Origin of the sequence: Methylomagnum ishizawai (assembly GCF_900155475.1) — a bacterium.
Lineage (GTDB): Bacteria > Pseudomonadota > Gammaproteobacteria > Methylococcales > Methylococcaceae > Methylomagnum > Methylomagnum ishizawai_A.
On record NZ_FXAM01000001.1, the window covers coordinates 3,863,893 to 3,878,505 of the forward strand.

The following is a 14,613-nucleotide window of genomic DNA, read 5'->3' on the forward strand; positions in this document are numbered from 1 at the left end:
AATTGGGATAGCTACCCTCCAAATTCAAACCGTTGGCAAAACATTGCCAGACCACTTTGGACCACATAAACTGCGGATAATATAAAAATCCATTAGGAGCGCACCAAATGCCACCTTTAACTAACAAGTCTTGCTTCATCCCCTTGTGCCTATCTCTCCTGGCATCCAGTCCGACCACGCTAGCGTCCAACCGCGACCTTTCCTTGGCCCTGGCCGCGTCGCCCGCCACGGCGGCGGCTGGCGAAACCGTCACCTATACCCTGACCGTCACCAACAACGGCTCGAAACCGGCCAAGAAAGTCATCGCGGCCACGCCTTTGCCCGCCGATACCGAGTTAGTCTCCGTCCCATCCAATTGCCGCGCCGTCCAAACCGACCATCGCTTGATCTGCAAGGCCAAGCGCCTGGCTCCGGGACAAAGCCTCTCCTGGACCTTCGTGGCGCAAATCGGCGCATCAGGCACCCAACCGACCACGGCTACGGTGAAATCCAACAAGCGTGACGCCAACCCCACCGATAATAGGGCGGAGCTTGCCAGGGAGGATCGCGGCTCCGACAGCCTCGCCACGAAGGACGACACTTCGTCCACCTCCACGACCGACACTACCGCGCAAAGCTCCGGCAACGGCACCACGAAGGACGATTCCTCGTCCACTTCCTCGACCGACACCACCGCGCAAAGCTCCGGCAACGGCACCGCGAAGGACGACTCTTCGTCCACTTCCTCGACCGATACCAGCTCAAAAAATCAGGATAGCCACGAACAGGAACCCGCCGCCGATAAAATCGCCATGCCCGATATGGGGGCCAATAGCGCACGGGAATACCATCCCGATGCCCAAGCGGACGAAATACACGCCGTCGCCACCGCCAACATCGCCCTGGCTTTCGATCTATATACGGCGTACCAACAAGGCAACAGCGGGAATTTCGCCTACTCGGTCCCCGATCTAGCGCAAGCCCTGGCGATGTTGGCGGCCGGGGCCGACGGCGACACTTTGTCCACCCTGCTCGGTGCCCTACACGTCGATCTCCAAGAATCCCGCCTGCATCCGGCATTCAACGGCAGCGCCCTGGATTTGTCGAACCGCAATTCAACCGCTCACTTGGAACTGAACACCGCGCTGTGGGGACAGGGCCAAAGCCAAAACCAAGCCTATTATCTTTTCGAGTCCGGGTTCCTGGACACATTGGAAAAAAACTACGGTCCCGGATTGGAAGCGGTGGACTTCACCGCCGCAGCCAAGGCCCCGATCATCGCCAACGCCATCGATCCCTGGCTCGCCGCGCATAGCCAAAACACCCTCACCGGCCTCGTCACCAGCCTGACGCCACGGACCCGCCTCGTGACGGGCAGCAGCCTTTCCCTGGACGGCGCTTGGCAAACGCCTCCCGACGCCAACCCGGCGGCCGAAGGACGCTTCGAGTTGTCCAGCAACGACCAAGTGCTGGTACCGATGTTGAGTTTCACCGGCTCCTTCGCCTATGCCGAGGGGAACGGTTATCGTGCCTTCGAACTGCCATTGGCCGACAGCGACCTGGCGCTGTGGGTGCTGATGCCGGATCATGGCCGCTTCGCCGAATTCCAGTCGGCGTTCGGCCCCGATCAGTTGCATGACATCCTCGCGGCCATGACGCCCACCCAGAAAACCTTGTACCTCCCCAAGATCGCGATCACCAGCGATCTGCCCAGCGGAGCCCCCGCGTCCTTGGCTTTGAGCGGCCTGCTCAGCGAGGGACAGGCGGATTTCTCGCGGGTCAACGGCGAGGGCTATCTGTTCCTGGGTGCCTTGTCGCAGCGGAGCGCCGTAAGCCTGTCGGAAAATGCCGCGCAGGCCGATGGCGCTACGATCACCACCCATCTGGCCAACCTGGACGAACCCGACAGTGTATGGAGTGGTTCCGGTTCTTCCGGCAACACGACGACATGGGTGGATGTCTGCGCCCCGGTGCCGCAATACGACCCCAGCCTGGCCTTGGCCCGGCCCTTCCTGTTCGCGCTCCGCGACCGGACTACCGGCTCGATCCTGTCCATGGGCCAAGTGAGCAATCCGGGCGGCACCCCCGCCGCGCCCGATTCGACCACCTACCCCTGTGGAGTCCCCCTGAGCGGCGGATAAGGCCGGACTTGAAACCCAAAACCGCGGCGGGTCCGGTCACCGGACCCGCGCCCTTCCAGCCCACCGCCTCCCCCGATGGCTCCCGTGGCCACCGCCATTCCACGGCGCGCCCATCCCGCTATTCCCGTATCCCCAAACCCCCGCTACCCTATCCCCCCTTTCGACCTTACCCGAGGAGAACCCCCATGCCCCTGACCGCAATGGACCTGGTGGCCCAGGCCAAACAACACATCCAGGAAGTCAACCAGTCCGAAGCCCTGGCCCTGCTTGGCCAAGTCCCGGTGCTGGACGTGCGCGAACCCGGCGAATACGCCCAAGGTTGCCTTCCGGGCGCGGTGAACATCCCGCGTGGCGTACTCGAATTCCAGATCGGCAACCATCCCAAATTCCAGGGCGGCCAGGGCGCGGAAATCCTGGTCTACTGCCTCTCGGGCGGGCGCTCGGCCCTGGCGGTCGAAGCCTTGAAAAAACTCGGCTACGACAAAGCCGTGAGCCTCGCGGGCGGTTACAAAGCTTGGCAGGAAGCTGGCCAGCCCGTGGCCCAACCGGGAAGCTGACCGCCATGCCGCGCCGCTCCGACGCCCCGGAAGACAAGGCTCCCGCCGCCCAGATGCGGCTGGACAAATGGCTATGGGCGGCGCGGTTCTTCAAGACCCGGCAACTCGCCATCGACGCCATCAACGGCGGCAAAGTCCACCTCAACGGCCAGCGGGTCAAACCCGGCAAGGACATCGGCGTCGGTGCCCGGCTGGAAATCAGCAAGGACCGCTATGTCTGGGAGATTACCGTCGAAGGGCTGGGTTCCCAGCGCCGCCCCGCACCCGAAGCCGCCCTGCTCTACCGCGAAACCCCGGAAAGCCTGGCCAAGCGCCAAGCCGAAATCCAACGCCAGCGCGATGAAAAAGGGCCGGACTGGCAACCGGCGCACAAGCCCGACAAGAAAGACCGCCGCTTGATCCACCGCTTCAAGCGCGGCGACGAATAGGCCGTGGACCTCTCCGCGCCCACCCGCACCGTCTACAGCGTCTCCCGCCTCAACCGGGAAACCCGCTTCCTGCTGCAAGAATGCTTCGGCAGCCTGTGGATCGAGGGCGAAATCTCCAATCTCTCCGCGCCCGCTTCCGGCCATCTCTATTTCACCCTCAAGGACGCCGAGGCCCAGGTGCGCTGCGCCCTATTCCGCCCGCAGGCCCGTTCGCTGCGTTACAAACCCCGGAACGGGGCGCAAGTCCTGGTCAAGGCGCAAGTGGGTTTGTACGAACCGCGCGGGGATTTCCAACTGGTGGTCGAGACGATCGAGGCGGCGGGGGATGGCGCTTTGCTGCGGGCGTTCGAGGCGCTCAAGCACCAGCTGGCGGCGGAAGGCTTGTTCGACGCCGCGCATAAAAAACCGATTCCCGCCTTGCCGCGCGGCATCGGCGTGGTCACTTCCCCGACCGGGGCGGCGCTGCGCGATGTGTTGACGGTGCTGCAACGCCGCTTTCCCGCCATCCCCGTGATCGTGTTCCCCACCCAGGTCCAAGGTGCCGAAGCCCAGCACGCCATCGCCGGGGCGCTGGCGCGGGCCGACCGCCTGAAGCTGTGCGATGTGCTGATCCTGGCGCGGGGCGGCGGTGCCCTGGAAGATTTGTGGGCCTTCAACGAAGAAACCGTGGCGCGGGCCATCCACGCCTGCGCCACGCCCATCATCGCCGGGATCGGCCACGAGACCGATTTCACCATCGCCGATTTCGTGGCCGACCACAGGGCACCGACGCCCTCGGCGGCGGCGGAAGCGGCTAGCCCCGACCGCGCCGATTGGCTGGAGCGGTTCCAGCGCCTGGAAGCGCGGCTGCGGCGGGGCGGTGGGATCGTCCTGGAACGGCGGGAACGGACGCGGGCTTTCCTGGCCGCACGGCTGGCACGGGTCCATCCCGAACAGCGCCTACGCACCCAAAGCCAGCGGCTGGACGCGCTCGCGGCCCGGCTGCAACGCGCTCTTTCCCGACATTTGGCACAGGCCCGGCACCGCCTGGACCGCCAAACCGCCCGCCTCCTCCGGCACGACCCCACGGCCCGGCTGGACCACTTCGCCGCCGCATACCCAAGGCTGGAAACCCGCCTCGCCACCGCCCTGCGCCGCATCCTGGAAAATCGGCAGCAACGCTGCGCCGCCGCCGCCCAGCGCCTCGGGACACTTAGTCCGCTCGCCACCCTAGCGCGGGGCTATGCCATCGCCTACCGGCCCGCGACCGGGTATCTCCTGCGCTCGGCGGCGGAAGCCCGACCCGGCGAAAAGCTGGATCTGCGCCTGGGGGAAGGCGTGCTGGAGGTCCGGGTCGAAGCCCTCCGCGAGGCTTGAAACACCGGACCCGTCCCGCCCGGACTCACGGCCCGATCTTCACCACCCGACCGACCGAGGGTACGCCGAACGGGTTGAAAACGAACAGCAGGTAATAGCCCGGCGGGGCGATATGGGCGTTGGCCGGCGTGAATACCCGCAGCTTTTCATCGGTCCCGTTCCAGTGGAACGCCAAATCGAAGAAGCGCTGCTCGTTGTTCCAATTATGGGTATCGGCCCCGGCCCGCACCAAAGTAACCCGTTTCACTCCCCTGGCGGCCTTGAAATTTGCCATCCTCAGCGGATAGCCATGGTTCCAAACCATGGTGGATGGGCCGCCCAGGACCAAGGGCCGACGGGCCAGCTCCCCCGAGCCGTCTGTCGCGAACAAGTAGGGCGGATAATAAATCTCCGCGTTCAGATTGGTCAGGGGACCGGGTGCCCCGCCCCCGCCCACCAAGACAGTGGCGTCCGGCAACAGCAAGGCCGTGGAGTGATAGAGGCGGGCCTTGGCCGCGACCGCGCCCAAGGTCCATAGTCCCGTGGCCGGGTTCCAGGTCTCCACGGCGTAGGCGGCTCCGCTCAGGGAATTCGGCACCGACGAACCGCCCGTGACCACCACCTGGCCATCGGCCAGCAGGGTGGCGTTGCCGTGGTAGCGCATTTGGCTGAGCTTGCCGCTGGCGGAGGCCACAGGGACCGCGCCGTTGATATCGAGCATGGCCGAGGCTTGCTTCTCCTGCAAGAACAAAATCTTGCCCGGCGCGAACATGGCGCTGGGCAAGGTGGATGCCAAATCCGCCAGCCCGGACTTGGGCAGCTTGGTCACAGTTCCCGTGCCGGTGGGGTCCAGGTCATACGCCGCGCCAAAGTTGGTTTGGATGAATACCTTGCCGTTGGGGGCCTGCCATGCCCTGGGATAGTACCAATTCCGCGCCCCGTAGGCTTCCACGCTGGCGGCGGTGGACAACACGCGCCAACCCTTGCCGGCTTCGTACACTTCGGGAATCTCGCCATAAATGGTCGTATCCGCCGTGTCCATCTTCCCGCCCATCACGATCAGTCCGCCACCGGCCAGGGACACCAGGCTCGGGTACCAGCGCTTCAAAGCCATCGGCGGCTCCTTGACCATCTGGTTGCTGCGGTAATCGAACAGGTTGGTATCGGCGGAAGGAATTCCCTTGGTGACGGCGCTCATATTCACCGTCCCCGCCGCGACCAGGGTCTGGCCGGTGATGGGGACGAGCGCCTGCCCCGCGCAGAAGACATTGGTCGCCGCCGGGGTTTTGGAATCCAAGGTGAGATGGGCCGTCGATCCCGTGCCCAAGGCGGGTTCCCAGACATCGTAGGCCAATTCGGGTTGATGCGTGCCGTTGAGATCGGTGCCGAAACTCAATACCCGCCCATCCGGCTGCAACACCACATGGATGGGGATGAGCGGCCAATCCATCAGCGGCCCGAAAGCACCCTTGCGATAGGCGTCCGGCCCCCCGTTGAAAGGTAGTACCGCCGACGACGCGGCCCGGACCTCCGCGCCACCGCCCAGGACGCCCACCGACGCCAAGGCGGCGGCAAGCACGGTACGGCTTTGTTTTTTGATCTGCATCTTATGACTTCATTCATCGAAAAACCCATGTCTCCGTGAACCCCCCCGGATATTCAAAAGACATGTTCCCAAGCTAACCTATTGTTTTTAATGATAATTTAAAATTCCAGAGGCCAGCACCAATATAAATGAAGGTATCTAATAAATGTGCCAGATGGTTTCTTGAGCGATGTACTAAACTATGCAGACATTTCATCCCGCCGATGGCATGCTCAACAGCCACGCGGGTTTTAGCAAGCTTCCGATTATGTTTCTTCTGTGTTGGTGTTAATTTCGGATCAGGATTCGCTTTGGACTTCTTTGGCTTTTTATGGGGGATTTGAATGGCCCGTGCGTGGGGATAATCATTTTTAATGCCTTGGAATCCGAGATCAACCTCGATAAGTTGCTTTTGAAACCATGGCAAGGCGGGCGGAAATTCCGTCTTAAACAGGGCATAGTCGTGGACGCTTCCCGGCACGGTGGAGCTAAGGAATAGGATTTTCTTGGCGGGGTTGGCAATCACTAGGTTATTAACGCCGTGATGTTTTTTTTTACCGCTGTAGCGTTGCTCTTGTTGGGATTTATCCTGGGGCCTGAGGGTCGCCCGCTCCGTGCCATCAATGATGATAGTAGGTTGTTTTTCAAGGAGTCTATCCAGCGCCTCAACCGTCTTGACCGAACGTTCGGGAAGTGTTTTCAGATGGGCTAGGCTCGCTTGAAGGATGGGCAGCAGTGTTTCTAAATGATCGAAAGCATGGCCTCCACTGAAACCAAAGAGATAGCCCAGTACGTCGTAACTGGGATAGTTTTTCAAGTAATAAAGGACAAAAAACAGCCGGTGTCCAAAGCTAGATAGATAGCCTGGGAAAGCGGGGCTAGGCGCGTCGAGCGAAGGGCCACCGTACTGGTCACGATAAGTTGATTCAAAAGACAGAAGTAAATGCTTGAACTGATCTTTGGTAAGTCCGGTCAAGGCTTTGCAAACACGATCATTGCCGATGTCGTCAAGGCTGCTAAAGATCATTGTGGAAGCACCATTAAAAAGGATTCGTGGGGAATTGCGATTGATCTTACTCTGCGGACCTTGCAGTAACAATTATGAACAGAATATTTATGATGCCTTGGGAACATCTCTAAAGCCGACCCTTGGCCCGGCACCCCAAGGTCCACGCCCCCAATCTCGTATAAAAAACAGGGTTATCAAGACACCGCCCCACCGCTCCCGGCCCGCGGATTCCCGGTGGCCGACCGCGCCTCCCGCCCCAACTCCCGAACATGGAAGACATTATATAAGGCTCGGCTATTCCGCTATGCGCTTTCGCATATTAGCCGGATTACCGCCCACCCTCATCGGCCTAACTAACAAAGCGGCACCGCCCGGAAACCACACCCACACGCCGCCGACCGGCCCCCATGGATGAAACCCATCGACATTCCCGCCCCGGCCCATTACACTGCGCGGCTGTTTTCCGCCGGGCCGCCCGACCGGCCCCGCGCGTCCACGCCACACCTACCAGGGGAACCGCCATGAATCCAGCCAGCCAAGCCCTCATCGAGAACTACTACGCCGCCTTCAACGCGGGCGATATGGATACCTTCCTGGGACTCCTGACCGACGATGTGGTCCACGATATCAACCAGGGCGAACGCCAAGTGGGCCGCGCGGCGTTCCGCGAATTCATGAACCGGATGAACCGCAATTACAAGGAACAACTGGTCGATATGGTCATCATGTCCAGCGAGGACGGCAGCCGCGCCGCCGCCGAGTTCGTGGTACTGGGCGAATACCTCGTCACCGACGAAGGCTTGCCGGAAGCCAACGGCCAGAAATACCGCCTGCCCGCCGGTGCCTTCTTCGACATCCGCGACGGCAAGGTGGCCCGCATCACCAACTATTACAACCTCAACGATTGGATCGCCCAGGTCGGCGGCTAATCCCCCACGGGACGCGCCCCGGCGCGTCCCGCCCGCGGCGGAATCAGGCCCGGCCTGATCCGATTCCTTCACGCTCCCCTCTCCCCGAGGGAGAAGGGACCCACCGGACCCCCGCCCCCATGAGCGAAATCACCATCAAGCGTTTCACCGGCCACCACCCGGACCTGCCCGCCTATCTGCCCGACCTCGCCCGCCTGCGCATCCAGGTGTTCCGGGATTTCCCCTACCTCTACGACGGCACGGTCGAATACGAGGAAAAATACCTCAAGACCTACACCGACTGCGCCGAAAGCGTGATCGTGCTGGTGCTGGACGGCGATCAGGTCGTGGGCGCGACCACCGGCCTGCCGATGGACGCCGAAACCCCGGAATTCCAACAGCCCTTCGTCGCCCAGGGCTACGACCCCGCCAAGATTTTCTACTGCGCCGAATCGGTGCTGCTGTCCGAATACCGGGGCCGGGGCGTCTATCCCAAATTCTTCGCCGAGCGCGAAGGCCACGCCCGTGCCCTGGGCCGGTTCGACCTCGTGACCTTCTGCTGCGTGCAGCGGCCCGAGGACCATCCGCTCCGGCCCGCCGACTACGTGCCGCTGGACCGCATCTGGACCCGGTTTGGCTACGTCAAACATCCCGAACTCCACACCACCTACAGCTGGAAAGACGTGGACACGGCGGAAGAAACCGCCAAGCCCATGGTGTTCTGGCTCAAATCCTTGCAGGAAACCCCCTGATGGCCGCCCAAGCGTTCCGCCTCGCCACCGCGCAATACGACATCGGCTTCTTGAAGAATTGGGACGCCTATGCGGTCAAGATCGCCCGTTGGGTCGAGGACGCCGCCGCCCACGGCGCAAAGCTGCTGGTGTTCCCGGAATACTTCAGCATGGAGCTGGCCTCGCTGTTCCCGGAAGAGGTGTACAAGTCGCTATCGAAGCAACTCGCCGAAATGCAATCGGTGTTGCCGGATTTCATGATGCTGTTCACCGACCTGGCCGAGCAGCATGGGGTGTATATCGTGGCGGGTTCGTTCCCGGTGCTACAGGCGGACGGCGGCTACCGCAACCGCGCCTTCCTGTTCCGCCCGGACGGCGGCGTGGAATTCCAGGACAAACTGCAAATGACCCGCTTCGAGAACGAGCAATGGCTGATCGCCGCCGGGGAAAGCATCAAGACCTTCGAGACCGAGTTCGGGCGGGTGGGTATCAACATCTGCTACGACTCAGAATTCCCGATGATCGCCCGTAAGCAAGTGGAAGCCGGGGCCGATTTGATCCTGGTGCCGAGTTGCACCGATACCACCGCCGGTTATTGGCGGGTGCGGATCGGTTGCCAGGCGCGGGCGCTGGAAAACCAGTGCTATGTGGTGCAATCGCCGACGGTGGGCCTTGCGCCTTGGTCGGAAGCGGTGGATGTGAATATCGGGGCGGCGGGCGTGTATACGCCGGTGGATTATGGTTTCCCCGATAACGGGGTTTTGGCTATCGGCGAAATCAATCAGGCACAGTGGGTTTATGCCGAGATCGATTTGGGGTCCATCGCCAAGATTCGGCAGACGGGACAGGTGTTTAATTATCGGGATTGGGAGGGACAGTTCCGGTGCGTTTGATTCCGCTATCCGCCACTGTCGGCTGAAAGCATGAAACCGCCACACCGGGACGCCTGGGGATAAAGATAGGCTTGGGCAATAGCCCGCCCCCGAACCGGCCAGGAGCGGGCCGGTTCGCCACTATTCCTTGCCGATCTGATAAAGCTCTTTCTCGTTGTCCTCGACGATCTTGCCGGTGGCGGCGTCCACTTCCAGCTTGATCTCGCCCTGGTCGGTTTGGATATCGAACTCGTAGGAGGCGCTGCCATCGGCCTCGATCTCGTATTCGACCTCGACCACTTCGCCCGGATGGGCTTTCAAGGCGATTGCCTTGGCTTGTTCCAAGGTGATTTTGGCCTTCGCCTTGAACAGGGCGGCCTCGGCGTTATCGACTTCCTGTTCCTCCTCGGTGATCTTGCCCTCGTTGGCATCGCATTCCAGTTCCCAGCTCTTGCCATCCTTGCCGAGAATCTCGAATTCATAGGTGGGAACGCCGCGCTCGTCCTTGAACTCCAGCTTGACCACCTCGCCTTCACGCTGGGCGAGGGCCGCTTTCAGGCAGGCTTCCATACCGGCCCGGGTCTTGGGCAAATCGAGGGCCGCCAGGGCCGGGGCGGAAGCGGCGAATGCCAGGAAAGCCCACAGGATGCGTTGCGGATTGCTCATGGTTGTTCTCCTTCTAAAGTGGGTGAATCCCCCAACCCGGATCGGGTTGGCTGGGATAACCGATTATAGGCCGCGCCGGATCAATAGCCGCGCCCGCTTTGAACCACCCTGGTGTCGCACCCGGTTCCAAACCGCGGCTTAATTCCTGAACAAGCCATATTCATAGGCGATATGCGCCATCTCCGCCGTGGTGCGGGCGTTCAACTTGCTTTTGACCAGGGTGGTGTAGTTCGCCACGGTCTTGTAGCCCAGTTGCAGTTCGTCCGCCACCTCGCGGGTGGTCAGCCCCTTCGCCAGCAGGCAGAAAATATCGAACTCGCGCGGCGACAATTCGTTGAGCGCCGTCGGCCCGGTGTTCTTGATGAAGGTCTGCACCGCCAATTTCTGCGCCAGTTCCGGCTCCACATAGCATTCGCCCTGGGCCACCTTCATCACCGCCTCGACCAGGGTCTCGGGGGCGCAACTCTTGGTGATATAACCCCTGGCCCCGGCTTCCAGGGCGCGGGTGACATAGGCGTGCTCGTCGTGGATGCTGAACATCAGGATGCGGGCGGCGGGATCGCGGGCGATGATGCGGCGCAAGGCCGCCAAGCCGCCGATCCCAGGCAGGTTCAAATCCATGACCGTGACCATGGGCCGGTAGTCCTGGTAATACTGGCAGGCTTCCTCGCTGCGTCCGGCCTCGCACACGACTTCCATGCTCCCGCTCTGGGACAGCAGCAGGCGGTAGCCCGCCCGTACCACGGCATGGTCATCCACCAGCATGACGGTAATCTTGGGATTCATCGGTTGGTTTCTCCGTAGGGAATGCGAATATCGAGGATGGCCCCGCGCCCTGGGCCGGTATCCAATTGGAACTGTCCGCCCAGGCCCGCCACCCGTTCCTTCATGCCGGCCAAGCCGAAGCCGCGGCGGGGTTGCCCCGGATCGAAGCCGCGGCCATCGTCGCGGAACGCCAGCTCGATCCAGTCCCGCCCTTCGGCCTCGGCCAACCCCAAACGGATGGACACCTGCCGGGCCTCGGCATGGCGGGCCACATTGGTCAGGCATTCCTGGACGATGCGGTATAGATGGATGCTGGCTTCCCCGGCGTGCTCGTCCAGCCCGTCCTCGCAGACACAGTCGATGGCGAGGCCGGGCTGGGCGACCCGCCAGTTCTCCACCAAATCCTCCAGGGAAGCGGTCAAGCCCAATTCGTCGAGGATGCTGGGCCGGAGGCGGCGCATCATGGCGCGAACCACGCCGAACAAGCGGTCGCAAGTCGCCATGATATGGTCGGTGGCCTCGCGGTTGGCCTCGGCGTGATTGCGGAGGGCGGCGGCCATGGCCTTGATCGCGGTCACGGATTGGCCGAATTCGTCGTGGAGTTCGCGCGCCAGATGGCGGCGCTCTTCCTCCTGGATGGACATGGATTGGCGGATCAGGGCGCGGTTTTCGTCGCGGGATTTTTCCAGGGCGGTGGCCATGTGGTTGAACGCGCCCGAGATGCGCTGGAATTCCGGCAGGGAGAAACCGGGCAGGCGCTTGCCGTATTCGCCTTTCTCGATGCCTTCGAGGCCGTCCATGATCTGTCCCACGGCGCGGAAGGCGCGGCCCACGGTGATATGCACCAAGCCATACACCGCCAGGGCCAGGGCCAGCAATAGATAAAGGAAACCTTCGGTTTCGCGCCAAGCCTCGGCGATTTCGTCGCCGCTTTCGGCCTCGATGCGGAGGGCCGCCCGCCCGCCCGCGCCATCGGACAGCAGCCTTTCCTCCACCACGGGTTCCGGCATGACCGCCCAACGGAACCAGCCCGGCGCTTCCGCCTCGACCGCGGCGGGCGGCAGGTTGAGGACCGTGGCGGCTTGACCGGCGAAATGGATGCGCAGGTGGCGGGTGCGCTCCAAATGCCCCAACTGGGACAGCCAAACCGAATACGGGGTGCCGCTGTGGCTGGCTTCCTTGGCCACGGCGGTTTGGCCGGCCTCGATCAATTGCAGGGCCAGGTTCACCGTGGAACGGGTCTCCTCCTCGACCGAGCGGCTGGCGCTGTGGATGGCGAACACGAAGCCGAGGCCGACAATCAACAGCATCGCCGTCGCGATCATCACATTCAAACGAAAGCGCAAACTGAATCCGGTCATGGTGTGGGAGTGGCTCAAAGGATTGGCGGCGCCAGGGCGTTTTCATATTTTCTGTAGGGTGGGCAGGCATTCCGTACCCACCGGGATGGCTGTACGGGCATGGCCCAGGGGCGGCAGCCGTTCATCCCCATGATCCGGCGGACGCGCTAGCCTAACCCATCGCGACCGCCAAGCCATCGGGAGATATTCCCGAATATATCCGGGAAAAAATCCGAACATCACACCATCCCCCGCAAGCCGCCCCACCCCGACGGCAGCCGCCACCGGGAAGATTTTTCATGGTTTTGATGATTTTTTCCCGCCTGTATTGAGTCTGGATTCCGTATTTCTTCCCCGGTCCCGGCGGGCACAATGCGCTCCGGCAAACCCTGGGCTGTCCTGCTTCCGGGTAGCCCCTACAAGAACGACCGGACCTTAGGAGGAATCCCATGCAAATGCGTAAGCTGGCGGCGGCCGTCGGAGCCGTGCTGTTCACGACCGGCCTCGTCGCCGTGTCCGGCGCGGCCTCGGCCAACGCCGACCTCGACCGGCTGTCCCACGATGACCGCAACTGGGCCATGCAGACCAAGGACTATTCCGCGACTCATTTCTCGAAAATGACCCAGATCAACGCGGATAACGTCAAATACCTGAAGCCGGCCTGGACCTTTTCCACCGGCACCTTGCACGGCCACGAAGGCGCGCCGCTGGTGGTGGACGGCATCATGTACGTCCACACCCCGTTCCCGAACAATGTCTACGCCATCGATCTCAACGATCCCGGCAAAATCCTCTGGCAGTACAAGCCCAAACAGAACCCCGCCGCCCGCGCCGTGGCTTGCTGCGACGTGGTGAACCGCGGCGTGGCCTACGTCCCGGCGGGCGACCATGGCCCGGCCAAGATTTTCCTGGCCCAGTTGGACGGCAACGTCGTCGCGCTGAACGCCAAGACCGGCGAAGAAATCTGGAAGGTGGAGAACTCCGATATCACCATGGGCTCGACCCTGACCGGCGCGCCCTTCGTTGCCAAAGACAAGGTGTTGATCGGTTCCGCTGGGGCCGAGTTGGGCGTCCGGGGCTATGTCACCGCCTACAACATCAAGGACGGCAAGCAGGAATGGCGGGCCTACGCCACCGGGCCGGACTCCGACTTGCTGCTCGACGACAAATTCAACGAACACAACCCGCATTACGGCCAGTTCGGCCTAGGGCTCCAGACCTGGGAAGGCGACGCATGGAAGATCGGCGGCGGCACCAACTGGGGTTGGTATGCCTACGATCCCAAGCTGGACATGGTTTATTACGGTTCCGGCAACCCCGCGCCGTGGAACGAAACCATGCGTCCCGGCGACAACAAATGGACCATGACCATCTGGGGCCGCGACCTGGAGACCGGCAAGGCCAAGTTCGGCTACCAGAAGACGCCGCACGACGAATGGGATTACGCCGGCATCAACTACATGGGCCTGTCCGAGCAGGAAGTGGATGGCAAAATCCAGCCCTTGCTGACCCACCCCGACCGCAACGGCCTGGTCTACACCCTCAACCGCGAAACCGGCACCCTGGTCAATGCCTTCAAGATCGACGACACCGTCAACTGGGTGAAGAAGGTCGATCTGAAGACCGGCCTCCCCATCCGCGACCCGGAATACGCCACCTACATGGACCACGAAGGCAAGGGCATCTGTCCTTCCGCCATGGGCTACCACAACCAGGGGCTAGAGTCCTACGACCCGGACAAGAAGCTGTTCTTCATGGGCGTGAACCATATCTGCATGGACTGGGAACCGTTCATGCTGCCCTACCGCGCCGGCCAGTTCTTCGTGGGCGCGACCCTCAACATGTACCCCGGCCCGAAAGGCACCCTGGGCCAGGTCAAGGCCATGAACTCCGTCACCGGCAAGATGGAATGGGAAGTGCCGGAGAAGTTCTCGGTCTGGGGCGGCACGCTCGCCACCGCCGGCAACCTGGTGTTCTACGGCACCCTGGATGGCTACATCAAGGCCCGCGACTCCCGCACCGGCGACCTGTTGTGGAAGTTCAAGCTGCCCTCCGGCGTCATCGGCCATCCGATCACCTACATGCACAACGGCAAGCAGTACGTCGCCATCTACTCCGGCGTGGGTGGCTGGCCGGGCGTCGGCTTGGTGTTCGACCTGAAGGACCCGACCGCCGGTCTCGGCGCGGTGGGCGCGTTCAAGGAACTGGCCCATTACACCCAGATGGGCGGTTCGGTGTTCGTGTTCGCGCTCAACTAAGCCAACGCACGGTGGGCATGGGGACATGCCCACCCTACA

At 62.3% G+C, this 14,613-nt stretch carries 13 protein-coding genes; 8 read left to right on the forward strand and 5 right to left on the reverse strand.

Features of this window, described 5'->3' with window-relative positions:
• Window positions 1-107: 107 nt before the first annotated feature.
• The 4 genes from B9N93_RS17255 (at window position 108) to xseA (ending at window position 4,461) form a co-directional block, all read left to right on the forward strand.
• Entirely contained in the window at window positions 108-2,120 is a 2,013-nt protein-coding gene (locus tag B9N93_RS17255) for a serpin family protein (RefSeq protein ID WP_085215477.1), read from the forward strand.
• A gap of 185 nt (window positions 2,121-2,305) precedes the next feature.
• A complete protein-coding gene (locus tag B9N93_RS17260) occupies window positions 2,306-2,677 on the forward strand; it encodes a rhodanese-like domain-containing protein (RefSeq protein ID WP_085215478.1) in 372 nt (123 codons plus the stop codon).
• Between the two features lie 5 nt (window positions 2,678-2,682).
• The gene (locus tag B9N93_RS17265) at window positions 2,683-3,105 is read left to right on the forward strand and encodes an RNA-binding S4 domain-containing protein (protein ID WP_085215479.1); all 423 of its coding nucleotides are present in this window, start codon (window positions 2,683-2,685) and stop codon (window positions 3,103-3,105) included.
• Between the two features lie 3 nt (window positions 3,106-3,108).
• A complete protein-coding gene (gene xseA, locus B9N93_RS17270; protein ID WP_085215480.1) occupies window positions 3,109-4,461 on the forward strand; it encodes an exodeoxyribonuclease VII large subunit in 1,353 nt (450 codons plus the stop codon).
• Between the two features lie 25 nt (window positions 4,462-4,486).
• Here the strand turns inward: xseA and B9N93_RS17275 are convergent, their stop codons facing one another.
• Both B9N93_RS17275 and B9N93_RS17280 read right to left on the reverse strand, forming a co-directional pair.
• Window positions 4,487-6,046, reverse strand: a complete 1,560-nt coding sequence (locus tag B9N93_RS17275) for a galactose oxidase early set domain-containing protein (protein ID WP_085215481.1) — start codon at window positions 6,044-6,046, stop codon at window positions 4,487-4,489.
• A 73-nt stretch (window positions 6,047-6,119) separates the two neighbouring features.
• Window positions 6,120-7,052 (reverse strand): transposase family protein, encoded by a 933-nt coding sequence (locus tag B9N93_RS17280; RefSeq protein WP_085212632.1) that lies wholly within the window; start codon window positions 7,050-7,052, stop codon window positions 6,120-6,122.
• A gap of 503 nt (window positions 7,053-7,555) precedes the next feature.
• Here B9N93_RS17280 and B9N93_RS17285 point away from each other — a divergent pair.
• The 3 genes from B9N93_RS17285 (at window position 7,556) to B9N93_RS17295 (ending at window position 9,566) form a co-directional block, all read left to right on the forward strand.
• A complete protein-coding gene (locus B9N93_RS17285) occupies window positions 7,556-7,963 on the forward strand; it encodes a ketosteroid isomerase-related protein (protein ID WP_085215482.1) in 408 nt (135 codons plus the stop codon).
• Between the two features lie 119 nt (window positions 7,964-8,082).
• A complete protein-coding gene (locus B9N93_RS17290) occupies window positions 8,083-8,694 on the forward strand; it encodes a GNAT family N-acetyltransferase (protein ID WP_085215483.1) in 612 nt (203 codons plus the stop codon).
• Window positions 8,694-9,566, forward strand: a complete 873-nt coding sequence (locus tag B9N93_RS17295; protein WP_085215484.1) for a carbon-nitrogen hydrolase family protein — start codon at window positions 8,694-8,696, stop codon at window positions 9,564-9,566. Before B9N93_RS17290 ends, B9N93_RS17295 begins: the two co-directional genes overlap by 1 nt.
• 120 nt (window positions 9,567-9,686) lie before the next feature.
• Here B9N93_RS17295 and B9N93_RS17300 read toward each other — a convergent pair whose 3' ends face one another.
• From B9N93_RS17300 to B9N93_RS17310, 3 genes are all read right to left on the reverse strand, one after another.
• Window positions 9,687-10,211, reverse strand: a complete 525-nt coding sequence (locus B9N93_RS17300) for a PepSY domain-containing protein (RefSeq protein ID WP_085215485.1) — start codon at window positions 10,209-10,211, stop codon at window positions 9,687-9,689.
• A 138-nt stretch (window positions 10,212-10,349) separates the two neighbouring features.
• A complete protein-coding gene (locus tag B9N93_RS17305; RefSeq protein WP_085215486.1) occupies window positions 10,350-10,997 on the reverse strand; it encodes a response regulator in 648 nt (215 codons plus the stop codon).
• On the reverse strand, window positions 10,994-12,337 hold the full coding sequence (locus B9N93_RS17310) for an ATP-binding protein (protein ID WP_254899418.1): 1,344 nt from the start codon (window positions 12,335-12,337) through the stop codon (window positions 10,994-10,996). Before B9N93_RS17310 ends, B9N93_RS17305 begins: the two co-directional genes overlap by 4 nt.
• 428 nt (window positions 12,338-12,765) lie before the next feature.
• On the opposite strand from B9N93_RS17310, the gene B9N93_RS17315 reads away from it, so the two are divergent.
• The gene (locus B9N93_RS17315) at window positions 12,766-14,574 is read left to right on the forward strand and encodes a methanol/ethanol family PQQ-dependent dehydrogenase (protein WP_085215488.1); all 1,809 of its coding nucleotides are present in this window, start codon (window positions 12,766-12,768) and stop codon (window positions 14,572-14,574) included.
• Window positions 14,575-14,613: the final 39 nt, after the last annotated feature.